The organism is Sphingomonas kyungheensis (assembly GCF_037120395.1).
Lineage (GTDB): Bacteria > Pseudomonadota > Alphaproteobacteria > Sphingomonadales > Sphingomonadaceae > Sphingomonas > Sphingomonas kyungheensis.
In genome coordinates, this window is record NZ_JBBBDM010000008.1 from 79,248 (window position 1) to 105,728 (window position 26,481).

The following is a 26,481-nucleotide window of genomic DNA, read 5'->3' on the forward strand; positions in this document are numbered from 1 at the left end:
CTTATCCCATGCCGAGCAGGCGTCGATATTCCTGCTCGGCATGGCCATAGGTGTCGCCGGCGAGTTCGATCAGCCTGGCGCGGTCGCGCACCACGACGCGGCCGCGAAACGCGCGGATCGCCTGATCCTCTTCCAGCCGGTGCAGCGCCTCGGTGACGCTGCTGCGCCGGACGCCGAGCATCAACCGGAATTCCTCGTGCGTCATGCAAATATCGTCCTCGCGCACGCGGTCGTGATAGAGGAGGATCCAGCGCGCCATCCGCCGCTCGATCGGATGCGCCAGCGACGAGACGATCGTCCGCCCCATCTGCACCATCAGCGTCTGGACGAAGCGCAGCAACAGGCTGCGTAGCCCCGCGCTTTGCGCGACCGCCGCGCCTAGCACCGCGGCGGGGATGCGCAGCGCGCTGCCATGTTCGGCGCGCATCGTCACGTCATAGGGCGAACGATCGTCGCCGAGCAGCACCGGCCAGCCGATGAACCCCTCTGCGCCGACCAGCGCCACCGCATAGCGGCGGTCGCCGTCGAGCGAATCGAGGATGCCGGCGATCCCCTCATCTAGAAAGCAGACGCTGGCGATCCGCTCGCCGGCGCGGGCGATATCGTCCCATACTGCGAACGACACCCGCTCGGCATGCGGCGCCAGCATCGCCCAGTCCGCCGCCGCCATATGCCGGAGCAGCCGGTTGCTGGTGCCCCGATCCTGCGGCCCGACCGCCTTCCACGCCGTTACCATCGCCGACTCTGCGCCCCCCTTAGCAGCGGGACGTCAGCCGGCCCGATCCCGGACAGCAACATAGATCGGTCCGGGTTGTTCCTGACCCGGCGTGACGTCGGGGGGCGAGGCGTCGCCTCCGCTCAGCGGCGGACGAACTGCTGCTGCGCGGGCGAGTAGCGATCCCCCTCGATCGCGATCCCCGCCAGCGCCGCATCGATCCGCGCCAGCGCGTCGCCGTCGAGCACCACGTCCACCGCCGCAAGATTCTCCTCGAGCCGGTGCAATTTGGTCGTGCCCGGGATCGGCACAATCCACGGCCGCTGCGCGAGCAGCCAGGCGAGCGCGACCTGCGCCGGCGTCGCATCACGCTCCTTGGCCAGGGTCGCGATCAGGTCGACCAGCGCCTGATTGGCCTGCCGCGCCGCGGCGGAGAAACGGGGCAGCTGGTTGCGGAAATCGTCCGCGGCAAAGGTCGTGCTTGCATCGATCGCCCCCGACAGGAAGCCGCGGCCGAGCGGCGAGAAGGGTACGAAGCCGATGCCGAGTTCGTCGAGCAGCGGCAGGATCTCCGCCTCGGGTTCGCGCCACCACAGGGAATATTCGCTTTGCAGCGCGGTCACCGGCTGCACTGCATGCGCGCGGCGGATCGCCTCGGGCGCGGCTTCCGACAGGCCGAAGTGACGCACCTTGCCGGCGGCGATCAGCTCGCGCACCGTGCCGGCGACCTCCTCGATCGGCACGTCGGGATCGACGCGGTGCGGACGCAAAATATCGCCGCAGTGTCCGTCACCGCGACCTTGCCCGCCTTCGCCCGCGCCGGCAGCAAGATCGACGTGCAGGTCGGCGCGATGGGTGACGCCAGCAGCCTGCAAGGGGGATTGCTGCTCGTCACCTCGCTGCGCGGACTGGACGGCGAGATCTACGCCGTCGCGCAAGGGCCGCTGTCGGTTTCGGGCTTCCGCGCACAGGGCGCCGCCGCCTCGATCAGCCGCGGCGTCACCACCGCGGCGCGGATCGCCGGCGGGGCGATCGTCGAGCGCGAGGTTCCCTTCACGCTGCGGTCGGCGACCACACTCAAGCTCGCGCTGAAGAACCCGGATTTCACCACCGCCTTCCGCGTCGCCGAGGTGATCAACCGCCGCTACGATCGTGCCGCGCGCGTGCTCGATCCCGGCACGGTCGAACTGACTCCGCCCGCCGGCTCGGCGGACCACGTCATCGATCTGGTGGCGGGCGTCGAGGAACTGCCGGTCGAGGTCGACCTGCCTGCGCGCGTCGTGATCAACGAGGCATCGGGCACGGTGGTGATGGGGGCCGATGTCCGGATCAGCCCGGTGGCGATCGCGCAGGGCGGCTTGACGATCAGCATCGCCGAAACCCCGATCGCGTCGCAACCGGGGCCATTTTCCAACGGCACGACCGAGGTGCTGCCACGCACCCAGATCGGGGTGACCGACGGCAACGGGCGCGGGCTCGGCGTGTTGCACAATGCCACGTCGCTCGTGTCGCTGGTCGCCGGCCTCAACGCCTTCGGCGTCACCCCCCGCGATCTGATCAGCGTGTTGCAGGCATTGCGCACCGCCGGCGCGCTCCAGGCCGAAATCGAGGTCCAATGATGTCCAGCATGACCGCCACGCCGCCGGCCGCCGCCGTCGCACCCGCCGCCTATATGGCGCCGTCCGCTCCGCGGCTGCCGCGTTCCACCGCCAAGGCCGGCGATGCCGCCGCGACCGCCCAGTCGTTCGAGGCGGTGTTCGTCGGCCAGATGATCCGCATCATGATGGACACCGCGCCCGCCGACGGCCCGTTCACCGGCGGCCATGGCGAGGAGATGTTCCGCGGCGTGCTCGCCGAGAAGATGGGCGATGCGATCGCGGCGCGCGGTGGCTTCGGCCTCGCGCCCGCGGTGATGACGCAGATTCTCCGCATGCAGGGTGCCACGGCATGATCGCGCGACTGATCGACATCCTCGAATCGCTGGTCATGCTGATGAGCGAGGAGACGCAGTTGCTCGAGGGCCAACCGTTCGGCCGCTCGCTGCCGGAGATCGCCGCCACCAAGGTCCGGCTGGTCGGTCAGCTCGAACAGATGACCGCCGCCTATCAGCGCAATCCCGACGAATGGCAGCCGATGCTCAGCGGTGAACCGCGCGACCGGCTGATCGCGCTGCTCGCCGAGCTGGAGGCGATTTCCGGCGCCAATGCCGCCGCGCTCGAACGACAGATCGATCTGTCGGTCGAGATGATCGGCGCGATCACCGCCGAGGCGAAGCGGCTCGCCGGTCGCGCCACCTCGACCTATGGTGCGCAGGGTCATCTGTCGCGGTTCGACCCGACCATGCCGATCGCGATCAACTCCAGTTATTGAGCCGCGATGACCGGGGGCGCGTCATCACCGCGGGCGACCGGCTCAGTCGAGCAGCACCGCGACGACGCTGCCGATATCGGCAGGATCGAGCCGGTCGAGTTCGATCTCGCGCTCGGGGTTGAGGCTATAGCCGATCATCCGCCCCTGCCGGTCGAAGGTGACGACGAGCAGCCGCAACCCGTCCGCCTCCCGCACGCAGGCAAGGCCGCCCGACGAGGGGAAGCGATCGGGATCGACGACGACGACCGCATGCGCCGGCAGCGCCGGTCCCAGTGTCGCGCGACAGACACGCAGGCCATAGGCCTTCTCGCCGGCGTGACGCGGTGCCTCGACGCTGCGTCCGGCGGTGACCCGCTCGATCAACCCGTCGCCGCGCGGCGCGCCGAACACCGGCACCAGTCGCACCGTCGCGACATCATCGCGCTCGATCGCGGCGAGCACCGCCGCATCGCCATCGCGCGGCTGCGGCTCGCGCGGGACGATGCGGAACGGATGCGCGGCCTTGGCGCGCGGGCCGGGCGGCGGCGCATCGCGCAATTCGGTGCGGAGCAGTGCGATGCGCGCGCGTGTCTTCTCGATCCGCGCGGCCCGGCTCGCCGCGACCGGCAACCAGTCCCGCAACTGGCCGGCGGCGTCCGCCTCTTCGACCATGCGGCGCAGCGCCGCGGCATCGGCGACGCCGAGCAGGCCGCAGATCGCCCGCACCGTCTGCGCATTCCACCGCGACAGTGGCTTATAGCCATTTTCGAGCCGCGACAGAATCACCGGGGCGATGCCGAACTGGCGCTCGACCTGCGGGATCGACAGCGAGCGGTCGGCGTCGCGCCGCGCGCGGATCGCCGCGGCGAGCAGCACCGCGAACCGATCCTCGGCGATCTCCTCCTCGGTCCACCCCTGCAATTCGGTCGCCCAATCGGCGACGTCGAAGCCGGGTGCGTCGATGTCGAGCAGCAGATCCTCGGCCGGCACCCGCAGCGCGGTGGCGATCCGTTGCAATTCCGCCGGTTTGGCGAAGACTTCGCCGCGTTCGATCTTGGACAGCCGGACATAGGGGATGTCGGGCAGCGCCGCCGACAGGCCGAGCAGGCGGGCGAAGCCATGTTGCTTGCGTAATTCGCGGATCGCATTGGGAAATACGATCGAGCGGTAGCGGTCGATGGCCCCGTCATCTGCCGCAACCTGTTGAGCGGCAACCTCTTCTTCCGGTCCGGCGATGCTGGTGCGGGTCATTGTCGCAGCTTGTGCCGCAGAAACGCGGCGATGTCGATCAATCTGGAATCCATTTTGCCGGCAAATCGGAGGCTTGCGACGGTGCCGGCTGAGCAAGACGCGGTTCAGCCACGCCGCTCTACCGGACGGCCCGCTGCTGGAGACGATGCGATGCCCGAGCCGAAGATGCCGACGCCGCCGATCACGCCGCCGCTGTCCGACTATGAACGCCGCGTCGATCACAGCCTGTCCGCCTTGCTCGTCCTGCAAGGGCTGACGCTGTTCATCGTCGTCCCGCTCGCACAGAGCCTGGCGTTCGGGCGGACGCTGCTCGATGTCTGTCACCTCGGCTTCGCGCTGATCTGCATCACCGTGCTCACCCGCCGGCGGCTGTGGCGGATCGTGCTGCTCGTCTCGATCGCGCTGCTGACCGGCTGGCCGGTGCTGAGCCGCGCCATCTCGGCGACCCTGCCGCTCAGCACCACCGAACAGCATGAGGCGATCGCCTTTGCCGCGCTGCTGTTCAACGCCGCGGTCACCGCCGTGGTCGCGCCGCACGTCTTCGCCGCCGGGCGGGTGACCGCGCATCGCGTCCGCGGCGCGGTGTTGCTCTACCTCAACGTCTCGGCATTGTTCGCGATTCTCTATAGTGCGATTGCGATGCACGCGCCGGGGGCGTTTGCCGGCAGCGGTTTCGAACCGCATGGCGCCAGCAGCTCGACCGCCGCCTTCACCTATTTCAGCCTTGCGACGATCACCACCACCGGCTTCGGCGACATCGTCCCCGTCGCGCCGCTCGCGCGCAGCCTCGCCAATCTCGAATCGGTGATCGGCCAGCTCTTCCCGGCGACGCTGCTCGCCCGCCTCGTCGCGCTCCACCTCGCACACGAGGAGCGCGACTGAGCGCGATCAGCGGCGCGCCACCGCCGCCTCCGCCGCAGCCAGCGCCGCATCGCGTTCCTCGGCGAGCGCGGCCGGTGTCGTCGCGGCGAGGTCGTAATGCAGCTCGTGCATCGTCATGCCGCTCCGATAACCCTCCGGCCACACCCGGGTGATCGCAAAGCCGTGGCGGCGGAAGAAGGGTGCCACCAGATCGGAGGTATCGACCGTGACATAGCGGGTCGGCGGCGCGGCGTGGCAGGCGATGTCGAACAGCCGCGCGAACAGCAGCAGCCGCCCGAGCCCGGCGCCATGCCATGCCCGCCCTGCCATGCCCCAATAGAGCAACGCCTTGTTATAATGGTCCCACAGCTCATAGCCCCCGAAGGCCGCGGGATCGCCGTCGACGGTGACGACGAACGCGGGCCCGTCGGGTTCGTCGAGCGTCTCCTCGAGCCAGGCGCGGTCGCCGGCACCGAAATATTCGGGCAGATTGCTGTCGAAGATCGCGAGGACCGCCGCACGATCCGCCGCCGTATAGCGCCGTACCGCGACCCGGCTCATGCCGCCGCCCATAGAGCGATCGTCTCGATCGCGCCGCCGTCGTCGCGCGTCCAGCAGCGCGAGATGCCCTCGAACCGCGCGGTCGCGCGGCTTGCGTCGTGCAGGCGGGTGCGGATCGCCTCGGGCGCGATGCGGCGCGGCGTGCCGATCAGCTTGGCGTGCGCCTCCTTGATCGTCCAGCGGCGCAGCCAGGCGCGCGATTGCGCCGCGGGCGGCACCGCGCGCAACTCCGCCGCCTCCTCGTCGGTGAGCATGTCCCACAGCGGCGGCGTGGCGTCGACCGGCTCGTGATCGACCGCGATCGGCTGCAACGCCGCGCCGATCAGGCAGACCTCGCCGCGATGCGACAGGCTGACGTGCCAGCCGCCGGGACTGGTGACCCGCGGCGCGCCCGCGGCGGTCCGCGCCAGCCGCACGTCCTCCGCCGCGCACCCGGCAAGACGCGCGACCAGCGCCTGCATCCGGCCCGCCCGCTCGCCGGCCGTCGCGTGCGTCCGCCACGCCACCGGCGCCTGCCCGTCCCAGTGGAGCGCCGCGAGCGGCCCGTCGTGCCAGAGCGGCATCATGCGCCGGTCGCGATCCGGGCGGGGCTGCCCTCCCAATTGGTGCCGTCGGGCAGGGTCTCGCCCTTCATCACCACCGACAGGTCGCCCAATTGGGCATCGGCGCCGACCTCGGCATCGTAGAGCACGATCGCGAGCGAGCCGATCGTCGCGCGGTCACCGACGCGGATCGGGCCGACCTTCATCACCCGATCCTCGAACAGATGCGTCTGGAGCCCGGCGAAATCGTTGAGCGCGACATCGTCGCCGATCGTCACCAGATCGTGCTCGGTCAGGTCGGTGGTGTCGATATAGCAACGCTTGCCGACCTTCGCGCCCATCAGCCGCAGGTAGAGGCCGATCCACGGCGTCCCGCGCAACGGCTCGAGCAGATTGGCGACGGCGAGATTCTCATAGGTCGCGGTGACGAGTTCGGTGCGCCAGACGAAGGTGCTCCACAGCGGCGCGGTCGTCGCCTTGTAGCGGCCGACCACCAGCCATTTGAGTGCCAGCACGAACGCCCCGCAGGCCAGACAGAAGCCGACGTAGAGGAAGGGGAAGGCCAGCCCGATCACCAGCCCGCCGCGTTCGAGATCGTCGAGGTCGCCGACCACCGACAGCAACAGGCTGAAGAAGACGAGAAAGGCGGTCAGCGACAAAGTCGTGCGCACCGCCTCGATCGACAGGCGGGTGGCGATCAGCCCGCGCGACGGATTGAAGCGCGCGCCCTCGTCGAACATCGTCGCGACCTGCCGCACCGGCAGCTTGATCGCCGGCGAACCGAACCAGGTGCTGCCGCTCTCGGTCGCCTGCGCGGGGTCCTCGGGCGGTTTGGAGAGGACGCCGATCAGCACCTCGTCGCCGATCTGCGCGCCACTCGGCAGCAGCGCCGAATTGCCGATGAAGCTGCGCCGGCCGATGCGGGTATGCGCCAGCTCGATCGTGCCATGGCCGATCCGCGCCGCGCCGAAGATGACGGAATCGGCGATGAAGCTTTCCGCGCCGATCTCGACGAGATCGGGGACGATCGCGCTCGCGGTCGAAATCTCCGCGCGCCGCCCGACCTTGACGCCGAGCGCGCGATACCAGGGAATGACGTAGAGCGTCGCGAAGATCGGATGGAGCAGCCGCAACGCAAGGTCGTTGATCTGCTTGACCAGCCAGTAGCGGACGTAGAACCAGCTATCGAGCCGGTAGGTCGCCGGCGCGACCTTGCCGAGGATCAGCCGCTTGGCGGCGACGGTCAGCACGCACATCATCACGACATAGGTGGTCGCGAGGAATGGCGAGACGAGCATATAGGTATAGCCGGTCGTCGCCCAGTCGAGCTCTATCAGCGCGATCAGGCCCGGCGCGATCGGCAGGATGGCGATGATCGGCAGCAGGAAGGCGCCGACCAGCAGCCCGAGCAACGGCCCGACCGGCTCGCGCCCCACCCGCGGTGGCCGCGGCAGGGCGTCGCCGGCATGCGCGGCGGGCGATCCGGTCCAGCGCTGGCGCGCAGGGATGACGGTATCGGCCTGCAACGCCGACATATCGTCGAGCACCGCATCCTCTCCGACGGTCGCGTTGCGGCCGACCACCGCCTGCGAGCCGACGAAGGCGCCCGGCGCCAGCGTCACCCGCCCGAGCCGCAGCAGCCCGCGCTCGACCGAGCTGGTGGCGAGCACCGCCTGATCGCTGATGATCGCATCGTCGCCGACCTCGAGCAGGTCGGCGGTGTCGATCACCCCGGTGCCGATATGGACACGCGCGCCGATCTTCGCGCCGAGCAGCCGGTAATAGCCGCGGATCATCGGCGTGCCCGCCAGATAGGGCGTCGCGGTGACGCCGATGATCCGCCGGATCAGCCACCAGCGGAAATAATAGCCGCCCCACAGGGGATAATCCCCCGCCTTGAAGCGCCCGACGATCAGCCATTTGAGCGCGATCGACAGGAACATCGACGCGATCGGCACGATCGTGAAGAACAGGCCGGAGAGGATCAGCGCGCTGATCCGGTCGAGCCGGCCGGCGAGATGGGTGTAGGCGATATAGGGCGAGAACCATTGCAGCCCGGCGAGCGTGTAGATCGGCAGCAGCGCCACCGTCTGCGCCGCGACGCACAGCCAGCGCTTCCACGGCGCGATATGATGGAAGCTGTCCGCCGCCTGCACCGCGACCGGTGCGGTGCCGCCGATGCGCTGCGCCAGGGCGCGGATCGTCGGCGCGGCATAGACGTCCTCGAGCGACAGCCCCTGCAGCCCCGGCACCTTGCGCGCGGCGGAGACCAGCCGCGCCGCCTTCAGCGAATGGCCGCCGAGATCCTCGAACAGATCATCGAGCACCGAGACCGGCTGCGGCGCGAACGCCTCGGTCCAGACGCGGTGAAGCATTTCCTCCATCGGCGTCGCCGGCGCGACCAGCGCGCGGCCGGTGGTGACGGTGACCTCCGGCTTGACCAGCGCCTTGCGGTCGACCTTGCCCGAGGCGGGCAGCGTCGGCAGCGCGGCGAGGATCTGATAAGCGGCGGGCCGCATGTAATTGGGCAATCGCTCCGCGACGAGCGCGCGCAGCCCGGCGATGTCGATCGCCTCGCCGCCGCGCGCGACGAGGAAGGCGGCGAGGAATTCGGCGCCGTCGTCGTCCTTGAACAGATGCACCACCGCCTGCGCGACGCCGGGCCATTCGCCGATCACCGCCTCGATCTCGGCGAGCTCGACGCGGAAGCCGCGGATCTTGACCTGCGTGTCGATCCGCCCGACGAAATCGATGTCGCCCGCCGCATCGAGCCGCACCAGATCGCCCGAGCGATAGATGCGCTCCGGCGCCCCCGACACGCCGTCGAACGGCGTCATCGTGAACTTCTCGGCGGTGAGGTCCGGCCGGTTGACGTAGCCGACGCCGACGCCGGGGCCGCCGATCACCAGCTCGCCCTCCTGCCCCGCCGGCACCGGCTGCAACGCCGCGTCGACGATCCAGGCGGTATAGCCGGGCAGCGGCTTGCCGATGGTGATGCGCTGGCCCGGCTGCACCTCGGTCCAGGTCGCAGTGACCGAGGTTTCGGTCGGGCCATAGGTGTTGAGCAGCCGCAGCCCCGGCCGGGCCAGACGCCGCGGCAGATCGGGCGGGCAGGCCTCGCCGCCCATGTTGATCAGCCGCAGCGTCGGCACCGGATGCTCGACCAGCGCGATCAGCGACGGCACGACGTGCCAGACCGTCGCCTGCGCCTCGGCGAGCGCGATCGCGACATCGGGGCCGCTGCTCGCCAGCGCCTCGGTGGCGACGAGCAGCCGCGCGCCGACGAAGAAGGCGCTCCACATCGTCTCGACCGACATGTCGAAGGCGAGGCTGAACCCGCCGAACACCACGTCATCGGGGTCTAGTGCGAGGATCGCGCTTTCCGAACGGACGAGATGGCAGGCATTGGCATGGGTGATCATCACCCCCTTGGGCCGGCCGGTCGTTCCCGAGGTATAGATGATATAGGCGAGGTCGTCGGGCTCGGCGCCGGTCTGCTCGCGCCCCAGCGGCACGATCGGCTCGGCGGCGAGCTCGCCCAGTTCGGCATCGATCGCCAGTGTCGCGCCGCCGAAGGCGTCGGCCCGTGCGATCATGGTCAGCGTCAGCGCGGCGCCGCTGTCCTCGACGATGTAGTCGATCCGGTCCTGCGGATAGCCCCAGTCGACCGGCACATAGGCGGCACCGGCGCGCAGCACGCCGAGGATCGCCATATATTGATCGAGCCCGCGCGGCAGGCACAGCACGACGCGGTCGCCGCGGCCGATCCCCATCGCGCGCAGCCGCTGCGCCAGCGCGATGCTGCGCCGGGCGAGCGTGTCGTAGGTCCAGCGCGTGCTGCGGCCATATTCCTCGCTCGCGCCGAGCAGGTGCAATGCGCAGGCGCCGCCGCTGGTCCGGCAGGTCGCGTCGAACAGCTCGTGGAGCAGTTCGTCGCGCGCATAGGGTTCGTCGGGGCGCAGCGCCGGCGCGGGCGTAATCGGCGCCTCGATGGTGTGATCGGGCAGGGCGAGATCGAGGGTGCTCATGCGAAAGGCTTGCCGTCCAACATATCGGTCCTTGGGAATGTCATCGCCGGTCAGAACCAGGCGGCGATGCTGAGCGCGACGCCGATCAGTGCGAACGCCGACGCGCCGGCGAGCAGCCAGCGCCGCCGGGTCAGCGCGCTGATCGAGGCGAGCGCGATGCCGATCTGGAGGAAGGTCATCGCGATCGCGAGCTTGGTATGCGGCCGCAGCGCCCGCCGCGCCTCGGCATCCGCCTCTTCGGAGCGGCGGTCATAGCCCTCCGCGGTCGCGCGCAGCGCCTGCCCGCGTTTGGCGTACCGCGCCGCGTCCGCGGCATAATCGTGCGTCGACGCGGGGGCGAGCGCGGCGCTGGTCTCGGCGAGGTGACGCTTGAGATCCTCCGCCTGATAATAGGCCCAGGCATCCGAGGCGCGCGCCTTCATCAGCACCGCCTCGTTCTTGTAATAGAGCGCATCGTTCTGCTCGTGCCCGCCGAGGAAGCTGACGATCGCGCCGAGCGTCGCGAGGATCGCCGAGAACAGCGCGATCTTCTGCGCGAGCGGTTCGTGGCGGGCGTGATGCTCGACCGCCTCGTCATGCGTCCCGCGGACCTCGAATTCCTCCTGCGTCATGCCCCACCCTGTCCGGGCATCTCCGCCTCGTCGAGATGTTCGCGGATCGCCCGGCCCGACAGAAAGACCTCGGTCGCGAAACAGGCGAGCGCGACGATCGCGGCGACCAGCGCGGCGCCGAACAGCCCGAACAACACGGTGGCGGTGCCGGTATCGCGCAGCACGCCGAAGAAGATCGTCGCCGCCGCGCAGCAGGTCAGCCCGCCGGCCGCCGCCGCGCTCAGCACCGCCGCGTCGAGCACCTTCGACCGCAGCCGCAGCCGATCCAGCTCATAGCGCGTGCCATGACCCGCCGCCTTCAGCGCATGGACGCGATCGAGCACGCGCGCGAGCCGCGTCGAAAACACGTTGAGCAGCGAACCGACGGCGGTGAGCAGGAAGATCGGCGTCAGCGCGAGCTGGATGACATGCGCCGCGCTGTTGAGGGGCGCCGGCGTCATCGGCGCGGCGCCGCCATGGATGCGGCGGCGCACCAAAGAGACCCGTCGCGCCGCCCCGCCCTGCCCGTCATCGCATCCCACTCCTATTGGCCCGTCCATAACGGCCATGCTTTATATTAGTCGCGTCGTCGGCAAAGATCGAAACCGGACATATTCCCTCTTTCTTGCCAAATTGCTGAACGGGACGCGACGGGCTGCGGATTATGTCCCGCAAATCGCGGGTAATCAGGCTTTTCGTCGTGCCGCCGTGCGTCTACAACGACGCGTCTCTGGCGTGGGCGCGGCGTGGATGATCGTGCGGCACGCCCCCGTCTGCAGGATCACGCTGCCCTCATGCCGGCCCATTCCGCTCTCTCCATCCGTCCTGTCGCCACCTTCGACTTCCTCAACGGCGGCGGCGCGTGCGGAGAGCTGATCCGTGAGCGCGACTGGTCGGCGACGGCGCTGGGACCGATCGACTATTGGCCGGCGAGCCTGCGCACCACGGTCGCGATCCTGCTGCGCTCGCCGGTGCCGATCGTGCTGCTGTGGGGCCCGGCGGGGGTGATGCTGTACAATGACGGCTATTCGGTCTTCGCCGGCGGCCGTCATCCCGATCTGCTCGGCAGCGAGGTGCGGCTCGGCTGGCCCGAGGTCGCCGAGTTCAACGATCACGTCATGACCGTCGGCCTCGCCGGCGGCACGCTCCATTATCATGACCAGGAGCTGACGCTCCACCGCCACGGCCGGCCCGAGCAGGTCTGGATGGACCTCGATTATTCGCCGGTGCTCGACGAGAGCGGCAGGCCCGGCGGCGTCATCTGCGTGCTGGCCGAGACGACGCGCCGCGTCGCCAGCGAGCGCCGCACCGCCTTCCTGCTGTCGCTGGCGGATGCGCTGCGCCCGCTCGACCATGCCGATGCGATCATGGACCTCGCTGCCGAACGGCTCGGCGAACGGCTCGACGCCAGCCGCGTCTTCTATGCGGAGATCGCCGGCGGGCAGATGACGGTGACGTGCGACTTCGCCCGCGGCGTCGGCTCGATCGTCGGCACGCATTCGCTCGACGCCTTCGGTCCCGATCTGCTCGGCGCCTATCGGCTCGGCACCCCGGTCGTGGTCCGCGACGTCGGCGCCGATCCCCGGCTCAATCAGGAGGCGCGCGACGGCCTCACCCAGCGCGAGGTCGGCGCGTTCATCGACGTCATCCTGTTCGAGGAGGAAGCAGGCGTCGGCCTGCTCGCGGTCCAGTCGGCGACGCCGCGCGTCTGGACGGAGGCGGAGGAGAGCCTCGTCCAGGAGGTCGCCGAGCGGGTCAAGACCGCGGTCGAGCGCGCCCGCGCCGCCGATGGCCTGCGCCGCCTCAATGAGACGCTCGAGGAGCAGATCGCCGTCCGCTCGGCAGAGCGGGACCGGCTGTGGAACCTGTCGCAGGACATGCTGGCGCGCGCCGATTACGCCGGGATGATGTCCGCGGTCAGCCCGGCCTGGTCGCGCGTGCTCGGCTGGAGCGAGGCGGATCTGCTCACCCGCGGCTATGCGAGCTTCATCCACCCGGAAGACGGGCCGCAGACGCTGGCGGCGATCGCGCGGATGGCGGAGACACGGCGGCCGACCCGGTTCGAGAACCGCATCGCGACGCGCGACGGCGGCTGGAAGGACATCGAATGGACCGTCGCGCCCGAGGAGGACGGCGTCCATTTCGTCGCGGTCGGTCGCGATCTCAGCGTCACCAAGGCGCGCGAGGCGGATCTGGAGGAAGCGCGCGAGGCGCTGCGCCAGAGCCAGAAGATGGAGGCGATGGGCAGCCTCACCGGCGGTGTCGCGCATGATTTCAACAATTTGCTCACGCCGATCATCGGTTCGCTCGACATGCTGGTGCGCAAGGGCATCGGCTCGGCCCGCGAGCGGCGGCTGATCGAGGGCGCGCTGCAATCCGCCGAGCGCGCCAAGACGCTGGTGCAGCGCCTGCTCGCCTTCGCACGCCGCCAGCCGCTGCAACCCACCGCGGTCGACGTCGTCCGCATCGTGCAAAACATGGCCGGGCTGATCGGCGCGACGCTCGGGCCGATGATCGACGTGCGCGTCGACCTCGTCGACCTGCCGCCGGCGCGGGCTGATCTCAACCAGCTCGAAATGGCGCTGCTCAATCTCGCGGTCAACGCGCGCGACGCGATGCCGGGCGGCGGCGAGCTGACCATCGCCGCACGCGCCGAGAGCGTCGAATCGCGCAACGGCCACGGCCTTGCCGCCGGCGAGTACGTCCGGCTCAGCGTGCGCGATACCGGTGTCGGCATGGACGAGGAGACGCAGCGCCGCGCAATCGAGCCGTTCTTCTCGACCAAGGGGATCGGCAAGGGCACCGGTCTCGGCCTGTCGATGGTCCACGGCCTCGCCGCGCAGCTCGGCGGCGGGCTGACGATCGCGAGCGCGCCGGGTCATGGCACGACGATGAACCTGTGGCTGCCGATCAGCGCCGCCGCCATCCGGGACGACGCGGCGAACGCCGAACCGCTCGCCGCGCCGCGCCGCATCGGCACCGCTTTGCTCGTCGACGATGAGGAACTCGTCCGGCTCAGCACCGCCGACATGCTCACCGACATGCAATATGAGGTGGTCGAGGCGGGGTCGGCGGAAGAGGCGCTGCGCCTGCTCGACGGCGGCCTCGCCCCCGACATCCTCGTCACCGACCATCTGATGCCGGGGATGAGCGGCACCGAACTGGCGCGGCGGCTGCGATCGAGCCGCCCCGGCCTGCCGGTGCTGATCGTCTCGGGCTATGCCGAGGAAGACGGCGTCGATGCCGATATCCCGCGCCTGACCAAGCCGTTCCGCATCGCCGAGCTTTCCGCCTGCCTCGCCGCGATCATTGCGATGCCGCCGGAGTCTGGCGCGCCCAACCGTGGCGATGGCGCGATAAACACATAGATTGGGAACAAAGGTCAATCTCGGTTGTTTCGGCCCGGTGGCCGGCACTTCGGAGCATGCCCTCCCTCTTGTCCCGGACGCTCATGGTAGACGAAACGACCGAAACGCCCCCCGGCGGCCCGCCGCCCCACCTTTCGGGCGCCGCCAATCACGACATGGGCGACGACAGCAACAGCATCTTCTTCGCCGCGGTCAAGACGACGCGGATGCCGATGATCGTCACCGATCCCAATCAGCCGGACAATCCGATCGTCTTCGCCAATCCCGCCTTTATCAACATGACGGGGTATGAGTGGCACGAGCTGGTCGGCACCAACTGCCGGTTGCTGCAAGGGCCGGACACCGATCGCGAGACGGTCGCCGAGATCCGCCGGGCGATCGAGCGGCGGCAGGAAACCTCGGTCGAGCTGCTCAATTACAAGAAGAACGGCGCCGCCTTCTGGAACGCGCTGTTCATCTCGCCAGTGTTCGATGCCGACAACAAGCTGATCTATTTCTTCGCCTCGCAGCTCGACGTGACGCGCCGCCGCGATGCCGAGGAAGGGCTGCGCCAGGCGCAGAAGATGGAGGCGGTCGGCCAGCTTACCGGCGGCGTCGCGCACGATTTCAACAATCTGCTCACCGTCATCCAGGGGTTCAGCGATGTGCTGCGCAGCCAGATCGACGGCGAGGGCGAGTTCGACCGCGCCAAGGCCTCGCGCTCGATCAACGCGGTGATGCAGGCGGCGGAGCGCGGCGCGACGCTGACGCAGCAGTTGCTCGCCTTCTCGCGCCGGCAGAAACTGCAGGGTCGCGTCGTCAATCTCGTCGACCTGATCGACGAGCTCCAGCCGCTGATCGAGCGTACCGCGGGCGGGCTGGTCAAGGTCCGCATCCAGCATCAGGAAACCACCTGCAACGCACGGATCGACCCGACCCAGGCCGAACTGGCGATCATCAACATCCTGCTCAACGCCCGCGACGCGATGCCCGATGGCGGCACGATCACCATCGAGGTGCGCAACCGGTCGATCGAAGCGGGCGACAAGGGGTTCGGCGAGCTCGAAAGCGGCAATTACGTCGCGGTGACGATCACCGACGAGGGTACCGGCATGTCGCCCGAGGTGCTCAAGCGCGTCACCGAACCCTTCTTCACCACCAAGGATCAGGGCAAGGGCACCGGGCTCGGCCTGTCGATGGTCTATGGCTTCATGAAGCAGTCGGGCGGCTCGCTGCGCCTCTATTCGGAGGAGGGCCACGGCACCACGGTGCGGATGTTGTTCCCGTGCGAATATGGCAAGGCCGACCCGATCACCGCGCCGGCGTCGCGCTCGCTCGCCGACAAGCGCGGCAGCGAGACGGTGCTCGTCGTCGAGGATCAGGTCGATGTCGGCGACTATGCCGAAACCGTGCTCTCCGAATTCGGCTATACCGTGCTGCGCGCGGAAAATGCCAATGAGGCGCTGGCCCTGCTCGACGGGGCCGGCCATATCGACCTGCTGTTCAGCGATCTGATCATGCCGGGCGGGATGAACGGCGTGATGCTGGCGCGCGAGATCAAGCGGCGGCGGCCGAAGATGCGCGTGCTGCTCACCACCGGCTATGCCGAATCCTCGATCGAGCGCGTCGACGCGCGCGGTGCCGAATTCGAGCTAATCCAGAAGCCGTACAAGCGCAGCGAACTGGCGACCAAGGTACGTCAGGTGATCGAAGGGCCGACCGGGATCGGCAGCCACGGGGGATAAAGATGGAAAGCTATTACCGCGACCAGGCGACGATCTGCGCCGAACAGGCGTCGGCCACTAGTCTGCCCAACGTCATCGCCCGGCTGCGCCGGTCGGAGGCGGCATGGCTGGCGATGGCGGACCGCGCCGCCCGTCATACCGAGATCAAGGCGGCAAAGGCATGATGCCGGCGTTTGCGGCCAAGGTAATCCCAGGCTAGAACGTTCTCGTTTTGGACCGTCAACCGCTTCCCCTTGCCCCGATCCAGCCGTATCAGCCGACGCCTGCCGTGCAGGCGGCGATCGACGCCTATGCGCGCGGGCTGGACGCCTGCGATCCGATGCAGGTCGGCTTCGCCATGACGCCGGTGGCGATGGTGGTCAGCGATCCGACCTTGCCCGATTGCCCGCTCATCTACGTCAATCCGGCATTCGAGCGGCTGACCGGGTTTCCGGCGGAGGAGATCCTCGGCCGCAACTGCCGCTTCATGCAGGGGCCGCTGACCGACGCCGATGACATCGTCCGCCTGCGCGAAGCGATCGCGCAGCGCGTGCCGATCGAGCTCGACCTGCTCAACCATCGCCGTGACGGGACGCCGTTCTGGAACCGGCTGATGGTCGCCCCGGTCTTCTGCGACGACGGCTCGCTGCGCTATTATGTCGCGACGCAGATCGACGTCACCGTCGAGCGGCATCGCGTGCTGATGCTCGAACAGGACCGCGAGGCGCTCGCTGCCGAGGTGGCGCAGCGGGACGCCGATCTCGCCGCGCATAATGCGCGGCTGCGGCTCGCGCTCAAGGCGGGCGGGCTCGGCACCTGGACGCTCGACCTGCCCGAGATGGTGCTGACCGCCTCGTCGGGATGCAAGCGCATCTTCGGCCGGCCGCTCGGTGAGCCCTTCACCTACGAACAATTGCTCGCCGCCATCCATCCCGACGATCTGCCGATGATGCGCGCCGCAGTCGAGCGGACGATCACGCATGGCGAACCCTATCACATCGAATATCGCATCCTCACCGCGGCGGGCGATCAGCGCTGGGTGTCGATCCAGGGCGACCTGCAGCATCGCGCCGACGGCACGCCGCTGGCGATGACCGGTTTCTCGACCGATATCTCGACGCGCAAATTCGCCGAGGAGCATCGCGCCGTGCTCGCGCGCGAGCTGACCCATCGCGTCAAGAACACGCTCGCCACCGTCAATGCGGTGGTCAGCCAGACGCTGCGCGACGCCGTGTCGCTGGAGGATGCCGCAGCGGCGGTGACCGGCCGGATCGCCAGCCTCGGCGCCGCGCAGGAGCTGCTGATCCAGGACGAGGTCGAGGGCGCATCGATCGGCGACATCGTCGATCGCGCGCTGCTGCCGTTCAAGGACCGTGACGGTGCACGCTTCGCGGCGCATGGCCCGTCGGTGCGGCTGACGCCGGAGATCACGCTGGCGCTGGCGATGGCGCTGCACGAGCTTGCCACCAATGCGATCAAATATGGCGCGCTGTCGGTGCCCGAGGGGCGCGTCGCGATCGAATGGTCGATCCGTCACGAAGACGGCGAGCGGCGGCTGTTCTTCTGCTGGGCGGAACATGACGGGCCGCCGGTGACGCCGCCGAGCCGCACCGGCTTCGGCACGCGGATGATCGAACGCGTGCTGCGCCGGCATGTCCGCGGCGGCGCGGCGATCCATTACCCGCCGACCGGCGTCCGCTTCGAGATCGAGGCGGCGGTCTAGCCGCACGGCCGGCGCTGCGGCCGATGTGTCACAGTTGCTGACAAATCGGTACGCTACCGAACATATCGCCCCCCGCGATCATTGAGACAGGACCATGTGTCATGTGCTCATCATCGAGGATGATTGGTTTATCGCCGATCATATCGCCCAGCTGGTCGAGAGCGCCGGCGCGGTGACGATCGACATGGCCGATTGCGAGGAGGATGCGGTGGCGCAGGCGCTTGCCCGTCGACCCGCGGTGATCATCGCCGACGTCACGCTCGCCGCCGGCACCGGCCCCGCCGCGGTCGACCGGATCACCGCGCAGGCGGGCGAGATACCGGTGCTCTTCGTCACCGGCGAACCGCGCGCGTTCCGGCCGCGGGCGACGTCGATGCGCGTGCTGCACAAACCGGTCGACGACCGCCTGCTCATCGCCACCTTCCGCGCGATCGCCCCGCCCGCCTAATCGGCGACGGTCAGCGCGGCGCGACTGTCGTCGATCTTGCCGGCGAGCCCCGGCACCTCCTCGAGCTGCCGCAGATCGGTGAACCGCCCGCGCTCGCCGCGATAGCGGACGATTTCGAAGCCATGGCCGTGCAGGCCCGGCACCGCATCGAGCTGCTCGGCGGTGGCGGTATTGACGTTGACGCTATCGCTCATGCCACCGTGATCCGCCCTGCCGCCGCCGGGGTCAAGCCCGTGCCGCGCCATCCTGCCTGGTCCCGGCGGCCTCGCGGCAGCCGCCGGGGCGGCAGATCAGAAGTGGGCGGGCGACGGCACGGGCTCGGGCGTCGGCGGCACCGGTTGCGCCTCCTCCTGCTGCGCGCGGATCAGCCGTGCCAGCACCTGACGCGAGCGGACGCCGCCGGCATCGATCGAGAAGCCGCGCAGCTTCATCCCCGGATTGCGCTCGATCGAGCGCTGCTGCGCCTCGAGCACCTCGACATCCTCGGCGAAGACGCGGCCCTGCTGCGCCTTGAACCGTTCGGTGAAGCCCTGATCGCGAATGTCGAAATTGCGCGCCATGCCCCAGAAATAATGCGTGGTCGTCTCGCTCTCGGGAGTCAGCGCGTCGATCACCATGCCGCGCACGCCCTGGTCGTGATCCTCGATCGTCGCCCCCGCCCCGACCGGCGCGACGCCGACGTCGATCAGGATCGACGAGGGCGCGATGAAGCGGCAGATCTGCCAGCGGTCGACCGGGCCGTCCTGCTTGAGCGCGTCGCGCCAGAAGGGCGGCGCATTGACCCCGGGCATCCAGCGGGTGACGAACACCTCTTCCCCGCGCACCTCGGTCTCGATCGCCGCCTCCATCAGCTCGGGCTGGCCGATCGATCCCTGATGCGTGTAGGTCTCGTGCGTCAGGTCCATCAGATTGTCGATCACCAGCCGGTAATCGCAGGCGATCGGATAATAGCCGCCGTCGAACGTCCAGTCGGGGTGCGAACAGGGCCAGAAGTCGGGCACCAGCGTGTCGTCGGCGCGCGCCGGATCGCCGATCCACACCCAGATCAGGCGATGCCGCTCGACCACCGGATAGCGGCGCACGCACAGCGCCTGATTGGGGCGTTCGCCCTTGATCGGCATTTCGAGCACCGCGCCGTCGGGATCGAACAGCATGCCGTGATAGCGGCAGCGCAGATTGTCGCCTTCCTTGAGGCCCATCGACAGCGGCAGCATGCGGTGCGGGCAGGCATCGTGCAGCGCGGCGATCGACCGGTCGAATTTGCGGTACAGCACCACCGGCTCGCCGCAGATCACCCGCGCCATCGGCTGACGGTCGACCTCATGATCCCAGGCGGCGACATACCAGCGGTCTTGCAGAAACATCACGCTCTCCATTGTCCGCTCCTCTGGCGGAAGCCCAGCGATCGTCTGCCGATATAGTTGCGATGTCAACTATCCCGATCGAGACGATCGACGTTGGCGTATAATTTGCCGAGCAGCGCGATCAGCTGGTCGCGCTCCGCGGCATCGAGCCCGGCGAGCAGCGCCCGCTCGCGGTCGAGTGCGATGCGGATGATGGCGTCGTGCATCGCCTCCCCCGCCGGGGTCAGCGACAGCGCGCGGCTGCGGGCGTCGGCGCGGTCGGGCACGGCCTGGACGAGGCCGAGCGCCTGCAGGCGGCCCGTGGCCCGGCTGGCGGCGGCCTTGTCGATGCCGCTCGCCTCGCAGATCGCGCCGGCGCTGGCGGTGCCGCGCACCTTGAGATTGGCGAGCAGTCGCCATTCGTTCACGCCGATGCCGAAGCGCGCGAGATAGATGCGTGAGGCACCGCGCGACAGCTTGTTGCCGATCGACGACAGGAAGAAGGGGACGTAACGGTCGAGGTCGAGCTGGGGCATCGCACCGGCATGACGACTCCTCCCCGCGCCGACAAGCGCGCTACGCCGCGCGCCGCCGCGGCAGCGCGAGCAAGGCCAGTGCGGCGATCGCCGATCCCCCCGCCATACAGTCGGCGACCAGCGCGAGATCGCCGCCCGCGGCGAACAGCAATCCGGCGACGATCGGCCCGAGCGCGGCCCCGGCGCGTCCGACGCCGATGACGAAGCCGGTGCCGCTGCCGCGCGCGGCGACCGGGAAGGAGTCCGCGACCAGCGCATAGAGGCCGACCACCGCCGCATTGGTGAAGACGCCGACCAGCGCCGCCGCCTGTTTGAGCGTGCCGAGATCGCCCGCCGCCCGGCCGAAGACGATGACGCTCGCGACCGCACCGACCAGCGCCGCCAGCACCAGCGGCCGCACCGGCCAGCGCTTCGACAGCAGGCCGAGCAGCACCGCGCCGGTCAGCCCGCCGACATTCGCCCAGACCAGCACGCCGCCCGCCACCGCCGCCGGATGGCCCAGATCGACGACGATCTTCGGGATCCACTTGAGCGTGAAGTAGAAGGTCATGATGTGCGCGAGATAGGCGAGCGTCAGCAGCAGCGTCGTGCCCGCCAGCCCCGGCCCGAACAGCGCCCGCCAGCCGCCGCGCGCCTGGGCCGCCGCCGGGTCGGGGAGCGTCGCCAGCACCGGCTCGCCGCGTTGCGCGAGCAGCGCATTGACCCGCGCCAACGCGTCGCGCGGCTGCCGCTCGACCAGATAGCCGATCGTTTCGGGCAGCAGCCACCACGCCAGCGGCAGGAAGGCGGCGCTGACGATCGCGCCGAAGACGAAGACGTCGCGCCAGCCGCCGCCCGCCAGCAGTGCCGAGGCGATCGTCCCGCCGACGATCGCCCCGAGCGGATAGCCCGCCGCCATGATCGTCACCGCGAGCGAACGGCTGCGCGCATTCGCCTGTTCGGCGACCATCGCATTGGTGGTGGCGAGCATCCCGCCGATGCCGAGGCCGGTGACGAGCCGGACCAGCGACAGCGTGACGATACCGCCGACCAGCGGCGCCAGCGCCATCCCCGCCGCCATGATCGCGAGGCAGGCGAGGATCACCGGCCGCCTTCCGATCCGGTCGGCGACGCGGCCGAGCAGGACCGATCCCGCCGCCATGCCGAACAGCTCCATCGACAGCACGACGCCGAGCGCGGCGCGATCGACCTGCCATTCGGCGGCGATGCCCGGCGCGGCGAAGCTGATCGCCAGCACGTCGAACCCGTCGAGCGCGTTGAGCAGCACGCACAAGGCGACCGCGACCATCTGTCGCCAGTGCATCGCCCCCGTCTCGATCCTCTGGCGGGGATCGACCCCGCCACTGCCCGTCGCCGTCACCGCGCTGTCTCCTGTTAGCTGGGCTCCACCGCCATCAAGGCGTCGAGCGCCACGACACTGGGGCCGGCGCCGGCCGGGTGGAGGATCACCGGATTGAGATCGACCTCCCGGATGCGCGGATGCGCCACCATCACGTCGGCGAGCCTTAGCACCAGATCGGCGAGCGCCGCGACGTCGAGCGCCGGCGCGCCGCGCCAGCCGTCGAGCAGCGCGGCGGCCTGCAGCCGGCGCAGTCCGGCGACAACCTGCGCGTGCGTCATCGTCGGCGCGAACAGCTGCACGTCCTTGAGCACCTCCGTCTGCACACCGCCGAAGCCGGCGAGGATGACGGGCCCCCAATCGGGATCGTTGCGCGCACCGACGATCATCTCGGTGCCGCGCGCGCCCATCGCCTCGACCAGAATACCGTCGAGCGTCACGCCGGGCAGGTGGCGCGCGACATCGGCGATCATCCGGTCCCAGCCGGCGGCGACCGCCGCGCCATCGGTGAGATGGAGGATGACGCCACCGGCATCGCTCTTGTGGCTGAGCGCCGCCGATTGCGCCTTGAGCACGACGGGATAGCCGAGCGCCTCCGCCGCGGCGCAGGCGGCATCGCGGCTCGTCGCCAGGCGCGAGGCCGGAAAGGTGAAGCCGCAGGGGGCGAGCAGCGCCTTGGCGGCATGTTCGGGGATGACGCCGCCCGCCTCGGGCAGCGCGAGCGGCGGCGCCGCCGCGGGCACGCGCGCCGCCGGGGCGGTGGCATCGACCAGCCGGGCGATCGCCCGCAGCGCGCGCTCGCTCGACGGGAAGCACGGCACGCCGCGTGCGCGCAAGGCGGTGACGGCCTCCTCCCCGATCGGCGCGCCCTCGTCGAGCCCGGCATAGATCACCGGCTTGTCGGCGCCCTCGCCGAGCGCGGCGAGGATCGGCGGCAGCTTGATCGCCATCGTCACCGGATCGGTCTGGATCAGCCCGATCAGGATCGTATCGACGCGGTCGTCGGCGAACAGCGCGGCGAGCGTGCGGGTATAGAGATCGGGATCGACCAGCCCCTGCGCGGTCAGGTCGAGCGGATTGCTCACTCCGACGAACTCGGGCAGCGCCGCGCGCAACGCCGGCGCCGTATCGTCGCCGAGCGCGGCGAGCGGCAGGTCGAGCGCTTCGGCAAGGTCAAGCATCAGCGCCTTGAACGCCCCCGATTCACCCAGCACCGCGGTGCCGCCCGCCGGCAGGCGCGGACAGCGCAGCGCGATCTCGGCGACGTCGCTCAATTCCTCCAGCGTCTCGGCGAGGACGACGCCCGCCTGGCGGACGAGCAGCCGCATCACCGCATGATCGCCCGCCATCGCACCGGTATGCGTCGCCGCGCTCTCGCGCGCGGCGCTCGACGTACCGGGATGGAGCAGCACGATCGTCTTGCCCGCCGCCCGCGCCGCGCGTGCCGCGGCGAGGAAGCGTTTCGGCGCGCGGAACTGCTCGACGATCATCGCGATCACGCGCGTGCCGGGTTCGTCGACCAGATAGTCGACATAATCCTCGACACCGCTCGCCGCCTCATTGCCGGTCGACACCGAGAAGGTCAGGCCGAGCCCGCGCGACGCGAAGACGGTGCCGAGCACCGCCGCCATCGCGCCCGATTGCGAGACGACGCCGATCCCCGCCTGTCCCGGCGCGGGCGGGGTCGCCACCGTCTCGACGAAGGTCAGCGGCACGCCGTCGGGATGATTGACCATGCCGAGGCAGTTCGGCCCCTCGACCACCATCCCCGCCTCGCGGGCGATGCGGCCGATCTCCGCCTGCTCGGCGAGTCCCGCCGCGCCGCCCTCGGCGAAGCCGGCGGAGAAGATCACCGCCGCGCCGACGCCGCGCGCCGCCAGTTCGCGCACCGCATCGAGCACGCCGGCGCGCGGGATCGCCAGCACCGCGACGTCGACGCCTTCGGGCAGCGCCGCGATCGACGGCAGGCAGCGCCGTCCGCCGATTTCCTCCCGGCGCGGGTTGATGAGGTGGATCGCGCCGTCGAAGCGATGGCGATCGAGGTTGGCGAGCACCGCCGCGCCGAGTGCGCCCGGCTTGTCCGACGCACCGACGATCGCCACCGACCGCGGGCGCAGCAGCCGGGCGATCGACGGCGACGGAGTAAGGGACGGTGCCGGGGCATCGATCGACATCGTCTCGCTCCTCAGCCGCGCGTCTTGGTCTTATCATAGGCGCCCAGGCCCGGCTTGTAGCTCTTGTCGTCGATAAATTGCCGGATGCCCTCCTTTCGCCCCTCGTTGTCGTAGCTGTTCGCCGCCTCCTGCGCGCGGATCAGATAATCCTCCGCCTCGTCATAGGTCATCACGCCGACGCGGCGCACCGCGTCCTTGGTCGCCTTGAGCGCGACCGGGTTCTTCTTGGCGAGCACCTGCGCCACCGCGGTGACGCGCGCCTTGAGATCGGCGAGCGGCAGCGATTCGTTGACCAGCCCCCATTCCGCCGCGGTGCGCCCGTCGATCGTCTCGCCCATCATCGCGTGATACATGGCGCGGCGGAACGACAGCAGCTCGACCGCGACCTTGGTGGCACCGCCGCCGGGCAGGATGCCCCAGTTGATCTCGCTGAGCCCGAACTGCGCCTCGTCGGCGGCGAAGGCGAGGTCGCAGGCGAACAGCGGGCCGTAGCCGCCGCCGAAGCACCAGCCGTTGACCATCGCGATCGTCGGCTTCTGATACCAGCGCAGCCGCCGCCACCAGCCGTAGCTCTCGCGCTGCGCCCCGCGCGTGCCGGCGAGGCCGAGCGCCTCGGTGTCGCGGAAATATTCCTGAAGGTCCATGCCCGCCGACCAGGCGGTGCCCTCGCCGGTCAGCACCAGCACCGCGACGTCGTCGCGGAATTCGAGCGCGTCCAGCACCCGCATCATCTGGCGGTTGAGCTTGGGACTCATGCTGTTGCGCTTCTCGGGGCGGTTGAAGCGGACCCAGGCGATGCCGTCCTCGACGGTGAAGGCGACGGTTTCCTCTTCGGTACGTTCGATGCTCATGACACAGGTCTCCAGGCGCCGCGAAGCGCGACGCGACGGTGGCTAGGGATAGGGTTATTGTAGGATCAGATAGGGAAGTGGCCGGGCTGCGTCTCGATCGTCACCCAACGCAATTCGGTGAAGGAGTCGATGCCGGCGCGGCCGCCGAACCGGCCGTAGCCCGAACCCTTGGTGCCGCCGAACGGCATCTGCGCCTCGTCGTGCACGGTCGGGCCATTGACGTGGCAGATGCCGGATTTGATCGCGCGGGCGACGCGCAGGCCGCGCGCGGTGTCGCGGGTGAACACCGCCGCGGACAGGCCATATTCGCTGTCGTTGGCGAGCCGGATCGCCTCCGCCTCGTCGGCGGCGCGGATGATGCCGACGACCGGGCCGAAGCTTTCGTCGCGGAACAGCCGCATCGCCGGCGTGACGTGATCGATGACATGCGCCGGCATCAGCACACCGTCCGCCTCGCCGCCGACCAACTGCCGTGCGCCGCCCGCCAGCGCGTCGTCGATCAGCGCGCGGACGCCGTCGACCGTCTTGCGATCGACCACCGCGCCCAGCGGGGCCTGTCCGGCTCGCGGATCGCCGACCGGCATCGTCTTGACCTTGGCGGCGAACTTCTCGGCGAAGGCATCGGCGACGGCTTCGACGACGATGATCCGCTCGGTCGACATGCAGATCTGGCCCTGGTTCATGAAGGCGCCGAACGCCGCCGCCTTCACCGCCTCGTCGAGGTCGGCATCCTCGAGCACCAGCAGCGGCGCCTTGCCGCCGAGTTCGAGCAGCACCGGCTTGAGCTGTTCGGCGCAGCGTTTGGCGATGATCCGGCCGACATGCGTCGACCCGGTGAAATTGATCCGTCGCACCGCGGGGTGATCGATCATCGCGCCGACCACCTCGCCCGCATCCGCCGGCGCGTTGCTGACGATCTGGACCACATTGTCGGGCAGCGCCTCGGCGAAGGCCTCGACGATCAGCTGATGCGTGCGCGGGCATTGTTCCGATGCCTTGAGAACCGCGGTATTGCCGCAGGCGAGCGGCACCGCCAGCGCGCGCACGCCGAGGATGATCGGCGCGTTCCACGGCGCGATGCCGAGCACCACGCCGGCGGGCTCGCGCAGCGCCATGGCGATGCAGCCGGGCTTGTCGGACGGGATGACCTCACCGCCGATCTGCGTGGTCAGCGCCGCCGCCTCGCGGATCATGCCGGCGGCGAGCATCAGGTTGAACCGCGCCCAGCCTTCGGTCGCGCCGATCTCCCCCATCATCGCCGCGACGAAATCGTCGGCGCGCGCCTCGAGCGCCGCCGCGGCGCGGGTCAGCGCGGCGCGACGCGCGGTCGGGCCGGTCTGGCTCCAGCTGTCGAAGGCGGCGGCGGCGGCGTCGCAGGCGGCGACGGCATCGGCGGGGGATTGCGCGGGCGCGGTGGTCGCGACCGCGCCGGTCACCGGATTGTGGCGCGTGAAGGTGGGCCGTTCCAAAGTCGCTGCCGTCGACATGTCCGCTCCTGAGTCTTATTTGTTATGGAGCATACCTAAACCGATGGCCGGGGCAAGCGGGATTTTACGCGATCATCCGCCGGCCCGCTCGATCCGCGTCAGCAGCGCGATCAGCGTCTGCCGTTCGTCCGCGGTAAGGTCGCGCAACAGCAGGTCTTCATGCTCGCGGATCCGTTCGAGCGCGGTCTCGATATGCGCCGCGCCGGCCTGGGTCAGCTGGAGTTCGAAGGCGCGGCGGTCGTCGCGCGCGACCCGCCGCTCGATCAGCCCCCGATCGACCAGATCGTTGACCAGGCTGACCATATTGGGCCGCTGGATGCCGAGCACCTTGCCCGCCGCGCCCTGGTTGATGCCGGGATTGTCGCGGATCGTCGACAGGATGCCGAACAGCACCTGCCGCATGCCGAGATCGCCGAGCGCATCGGCGAAATCGGCGGCGAACAGCGACGAGGTGCGGCGGAGATGATAGCCGACCAGCGTATCGAGGACGTTCAGCCTGACCGCTGCCGCATCGGTCGCCTGATCGGTTGTGCCTGTTTCCATTGGCGAAGGTGATAGGATCAAGCCCGGCACCTGACAACGGCGCGGGCGGGCAGCCCGTCACCGGCTCGG

Annotated in this window: 23 protein-coding genes and 2 pseudogenes; 9 read left to right on the plus strand and 16 right to left on the minus strand. The window is 69.6% G+C overall.

The features are described from left to right. Position 1: 1 nt before the first annotated feature. Positions 2-736 carry a Crp/Fnr family transcriptional regulator gene (locus V8201_RS14560; RefSeq protein WP_336545725.1) on the minus strand — a complete coding sequence of 245 codons (735 nt, stop codon included), beginning with the start codon at positions 734-736 and terminating at the stop codon, positions 2-4. Between the two features lie 122 nt (positions 737-858). Then, a pseudogene (locus V8201_RS14565) lies at positions 859-1,491 on the minus strand (aldo/keto reductase); the annotation flags it as partial. Here V8201_RS14565 and V8201_RS14570 point away from each other — a divergent pair. From V8201_RS14570 to V8201_RS14580, 3 genes and pseudogenes are all read left to right on the plus strand, one after another. Beyond that, positions 1,474-2,334, plus strand: a pseudogene (locus V8201_RS14570) (flagellar basal body P-ring protein FlgI); the annotation flags it as partial. The pseudogenes V8201_RS14565 and V8201_RS14570 overlap by 18 nt on opposite strands. A gap of 8 nt (positions 2,335-2,342) precedes the next feature. Beyond that, entirely contained in the window at positions 2,343-2,666 is a 324-nt protein-coding gene (locus tag V8201_RS14575) for a rod-binding protein (protein WP_336545726.1), read from the plus strand. Further along, positions 2,663-3,085, plus strand: coding sequence for a flagellar biosynthesis protein FlgN (locus tag V8201_RS14580; RefSeq protein WP_037536919.1), 423 nt, complete (start codon positions 2,663-2,665; stop codon positions 3,083-3,085). Before V8201_RS14575 ends, V8201_RS14580 begins: the two co-directional genes overlap by 4 nt. A 42-nt stretch (positions 3,086-3,127) precedes the next feature. On the opposite strand, the gene V8201_RS14585 is transcribed toward V8201_RS14580, so the two are convergent. Then, positions 3,128-4,315, minus strand: a complete 1,188-nt coding sequence (locus V8201_RS14585; RefSeq protein WP_037536922.1) for a helix-turn-helix domain-containing protein — start codon at positions 4,313-4,315, stop codon at positions 3,128-3,130. Positions 4,316-4,465: 150 nt separating this feature from the next. Between V8201_RS14585 and V8201_RS14590 the strand changes: the two genes are divergently transcribed. Continuing rightward, the gene (locus V8201_RS14590; protein WP_051583732.1) at positions 4,466-5,197 is read left to right on the plus strand and encodes a potassium channel family protein; all 732 of its coding nucleotides are present in this window, start codon (positions 4,466-4,468) and stop codon (positions 5,195-5,197) included. Between the two features lie 6 nt (positions 5,198-5,203). On the opposite strand, the gene V8201_RS14595 is transcribed toward V8201_RS14590, so the two are convergent. Genes V8201_RS14595 through V8201_RS14615 form a run of 5 tightly spaced genes read right to left on the minus strand, consistent with a single transcriptional unit; the run spans position 5,204 to position 11,358 of the window. Continuing rightward, on the minus strand, positions 5,204-5,737 hold the full coding sequence (locus V8201_RS14595; protein WP_271300166.1) for a GNAT family N-acetyltransferase: 534 nt from the start codon (positions 5,735-5,737) through the stop codon (positions 5,204-5,206). Continuing rightward, positions 5,734-6,300 (minus strand): 4'-phosphopantetheinyl transferase family protein, encoded by a 567-nt coding sequence (locus V8201_RS14600; RefSeq protein WP_336545727.1) that lies wholly within the window; start codon positions 6,298-6,300, stop codon positions 5,734-5,736. The genes V8201_RS14595 and V8201_RS14600 overlap by 4 nt, the downstream gene beginning before the upstream one ends. Beyond that, the gene (locus tag V8201_RS14605; protein WP_336545728.1) at positions 6,300-10,307 is read right to left on the minus strand and encodes a Pls/PosA family non-ribosomal peptide synthetase; all 4,008 of its coding nucleotides are present in this window, start codon (positions 10,305-10,307) and stop codon (positions 6,300-6,302) included. The genes V8201_RS14600 and V8201_RS14605 overlap by 1 nt, the downstream gene beginning before the upstream one ends. Before the next feature lie 50 nt (positions 10,308-10,357). Next, positions 10,358-10,918 (minus strand): DUF4337 domain-containing protein, encoded by a 561-nt coding sequence (locus V8201_RS14610; RefSeq protein WP_336545729.1) that lies wholly within the window; start codon positions 10,916-10,918, stop codon positions 10,358-10,360. Then, positions 10,915-11,358 carry a DUF2721 domain-containing protein gene (locus tag V8201_RS14615; protein WP_037537019.1) on the minus strand — a complete coding sequence of 148 codons (444 nt, stop codon included), beginning with the start codon at positions 11,356-11,358 and terminating at the stop codon, positions 10,915-10,917. Before V8201_RS14615 ends, V8201_RS14610 begins: the two co-directional genes overlap by 4 nt. 333 nt (positions 11,359-11,691) lie before the next feature. Between V8201_RS14615 and V8201_RS14620 the strand changes: the two genes are divergently transcribed. From V8201_RS14620 to V8201_RS14640, 5 genes are all read left to right on the plus strand, one after another. Continuing rightward, positions 11,692-14,265, plus strand: a complete 2,574-nt coding sequence (locus V8201_RS14620; protein ID WP_051583733.1) for a GAF domain-containing hybrid sensor histidine kinase/response regulator — start codon at positions 11,692-11,694, stop codon at positions 14,263-14,265. 83 nt (positions 14,266-14,348) lie between these two features. Then, positions 14,349-15,989: a histidine kinase famiy protein gene (locus V8201_RS14625; RefSeq protein WP_336545730.1), complete on the plus strand. Its 1,641-nt coding sequence runs from the start codon at positions 14,349-14,351 to the stop codon at positions 15,987-15,989. 2 nt (positions 15,990-15,991) lie between these two features. Beyond that, positions 15,992-16,153, plus strand: a complete 162-nt coding sequence (locus V8201_RS14630) for a hypothetical protein (RefSeq protein WP_200870479.1) — start codon at positions 15,992-15,994, stop codon at positions 16,151-16,153. Positions 16,154-16,200: 47 nt separating this feature from the next. After that, positions 16,201-17,691 carry a PAS domain-containing protein gene (locus tag V8201_RS14635; protein ID WP_037536930.1) on the plus strand — a complete coding sequence of 497 codons (1,491 nt, stop codon included), beginning with the start codon at positions 16,201-16,203 and terminating at the stop codon, positions 17,689-17,691. Between the two features lie 94 nt (positions 17,692-17,785). Continuing rightward, on the plus strand, positions 17,786-18,139 hold the full coding sequence (locus tag V8201_RS14640) for a response regulator (protein ID WP_037536932.1): 354 nt from the start codon (positions 17,786-17,788) through the stop codon (positions 18,137-18,139). Here the strand turns inward: V8201_RS14640 and V8201_RS14645 are convergent. From V8201_RS14645 to V8201_RS14680, 8 genes are all read right to left on the minus strand, one after another. Beyond that, positions 18,136-18,333, minus strand: coding sequence for a ComEA family DNA-binding protein (locus V8201_RS14645; RefSeq protein WP_336545731.1), 198 nt, complete (start codon positions 18,331-18,333; stop codon positions 18,136-18,138). The genes V8201_RS14640 and V8201_RS14645 overlap by 4 nt on opposite strands. Positions 18,334-18,429: 96 nt before the next feature. Beyond that, complete coding sequence (locus tag V8201_RS14650; RefSeq protein WP_336545732.1) at positions 18,430-19,503, minus strand: aromatic ring-hydroxylating dioxygenase subunit alpha; 1,074 nt, start codon at positions 19,501-19,503, stop codon at positions 18,430-18,432. A gap of 65 nt (positions 19,504-19,568) precedes the next feature. Beyond that, the gene (locus tag V8201_RS14655; RefSeq protein ID WP_037536937.1) at positions 19,569-20,018 is read right to left on the minus strand and encodes a MarR family winged helix-turn-helix transcriptional regulator; all 450 of its coding nucleotides are present in this window, start codon (positions 20,016-20,018) and stop codon (positions 19,569-19,571) included. A gap of 40 nt (positions 20,019-20,058) precedes the next feature. After that, positions 20,059-21,321, minus strand: coding sequence for an MFS transporter (locus V8201_RS14660; protein WP_336545759.1), 1,263 nt, complete (start codon positions 21,319-21,321; stop codon positions 20,059-20,061). A 71-nt stretch (positions 21,322-21,392) separates the two neighbouring features. Continuing rightward, the gene (locus tag V8201_RS14665; RefSeq protein WP_336545733.1) at positions 21,393-23,531 is read right to left on the minus strand and encodes an acetate--CoA ligase family protein; all 2,139 of its coding nucleotides are present in this window, start codon (positions 23,529-23,531) and stop codon (positions 21,393-21,395) included. 11 nt (positions 23,532-23,542) lie between these two features. Then, the gene (locus V8201_RS14670) at positions 23,543-24,382 is read right to left on the minus strand and encodes a p-hydroxycinnamoyl CoA hydratase/lyase (RefSeq protein ID WP_336545734.1); all 840 of its coding nucleotides are present in this window, start codon (positions 24,380-24,382) and stop codon (positions 23,543-23,545) included. A 65-nt stretch (positions 24,383-24,447) separates the two neighbouring features. Continuing rightward, a complete protein-coding gene (locus tag V8201_RS14675; protein WP_336545735.1) occupies positions 24,448-25,869 on the minus strand; it encodes an aldehyde dehydrogenase in 1,422 nt (473 codons plus the stop codon). Positions 25,870-25,941: 72 nt separating this feature from the next. Beyond that, a complete protein-coding gene (locus V8201_RS14680; RefSeq protein ID WP_051583734.1) occupies positions 25,942-26,412 on the minus strand; it encodes a MarR family winged helix-turn-helix transcriptional regulator in 471 nt (156 codons plus the stop codon). Positions 26,413-26,481 lie beyond the last annotated feature (69 nt).

Coding starts and splice junctions, on each gene's coding strand:
- V8201_RS14560 (WP_336545725.1), bottom strand. CDS start 736: ATGGTAACGGCGTGGAAGGCGGTCGGGCCGCAGGATCGGGGCACCAGC.
- V8201_RS14575 (WP_336545726.1), top strand. CDS start 2,343: ATGACCGCCACGCCGCCGGCCGCCGCCGTCGCACCCGCCGCCTATATG.
- V8201_RS14580 (WP_037536919.1), top strand. CDS start 2,663: ATGATCGCGCGACTGATCGACATCCTCGAATCGCTGGTCATGCTGATG.
- V8201_RS14585 (WP_037536922.1), bottom strand. CDS start 4,315: ATGACCCGCACCAGCATCGCCGGACCGGAAGAAGAGGTTGCCGCTCAA.
- V8201_RS14590 (WP_051583732.1), top strand. CDS start 4,466: ATGCCCGAGCCGAAGATGCCGACGCCGCCGATCACGCCGCCGCTGTCC.
- V8201_RS14595 (WP_271300166.1), bottom strand. CDS start 5,737: ATGAGCCGGGTCGCGGTACGGCGCTATACGGCGGCGGATCGTGCGGCG.
- V8201_RS14600 (WP_336545727.1), bottom strand. CDS start 6,300: ATGCCGCTCTGGCACGACGGGCCGCTCGCGGCGCTCCACTGGGACGGG.
- V8201_RS14605 (WP_336545728.1), bottom strand. CDS start 10,307: ATGAGCACCCTCGATCTCGCCCTGCCCGATCACACCATCGAGGCGCCG.
- V8201_RS14610 (WP_336545729.1), bottom strand. CDS start 10,918: ATGACGCAGGAGGAATTCGAGGTCCGCGGGACGCATGACGAGGCGGTC.
- V8201_RS14615 (WP_037537019.1), bottom strand. CDS start 11,358: ATGACGCCGGCGCCCCTCAACAGCGCGGCGCATGTCATCCAGCTCGCG.
- V8201_RS14620 (WP_051583733.1), top strand. CDS start 11,692: ATGCCGGCCCATTCCGCTCTCTCCATCCGTCCTGTCGCCACCTTCGAC.
- V8201_RS14625 (WP_336545730.1), top strand. CDS start 14,349: ATGGTAGACGAAACGACCGAAACGCCCCCCGGCGGCCCGCCGCCCCAC.
- V8201_RS14630 (WP_200870479.1), top strand. CDS start 15,992: ATGGAAAGCTATTACCGCGACCAGGCGACGATCTGCGCCGAACAGGCG.
- V8201_RS14640 (WP_037536932.1), top strand. CDS start 17,786: ATGTGTCATGTGCTCATCATCGAGGATGATTGGTTTATCGCCGATCAT.
- V8201_RS14645 (WP_336545731.1), bottom strand. CDS start 18,333: ATGAGCGATAGCGTCAACGTCAATACCGCCACCGCCGAGCAGCTCGAT.
- V8201_RS14650 (WP_336545732.1), bottom strand. CDS start 19,503: ATGTTTCTGCAAGACCGCTGGTATGTCGCCGCCTGGGATCATGAGGTC.
- V8201_RS14655 (WP_037536937.1), bottom strand. CDS start 20,018: ATGCCCCAGCTCGACCTCGACCGTTACGTCCCCTTCTTCCTGTCGTCG.
- V8201_RS14660 (WP_336545759.1), bottom strand. CDS start 21,321: ATGCACTGGCGACAGATGGTCGCGGTCGCCTTGTGCGTGCTGCTCAAC.
- V8201_RS14665 (WP_336545733.1), bottom strand. CDS start 23,531: ATGTCGATCGATGCCCCGGCACCGTCCCTTACTCCGTCGCCGTCGATC.
- V8201_RS14670 (WP_336545734.1), bottom strand. CDS start 24,382: ATGAGCATCGAACGTACCGAAGAGGAAACCGTCGCCTTCACCGTCGAG.
- V8201_RS14675 (WP_336545735.1), bottom strand. CDS start 25,869: ATGTCGACGGCAGCGACTTTGGAACGGCCCACCTTCACGCGCCACAAT.
- V8201_RS14680 (WP_051583734.1), bottom strand. CDS start 26,412: ATGGAAACAGGCACAACCGATCAGGCGACCGATGCGGCAGCGGTCAGG.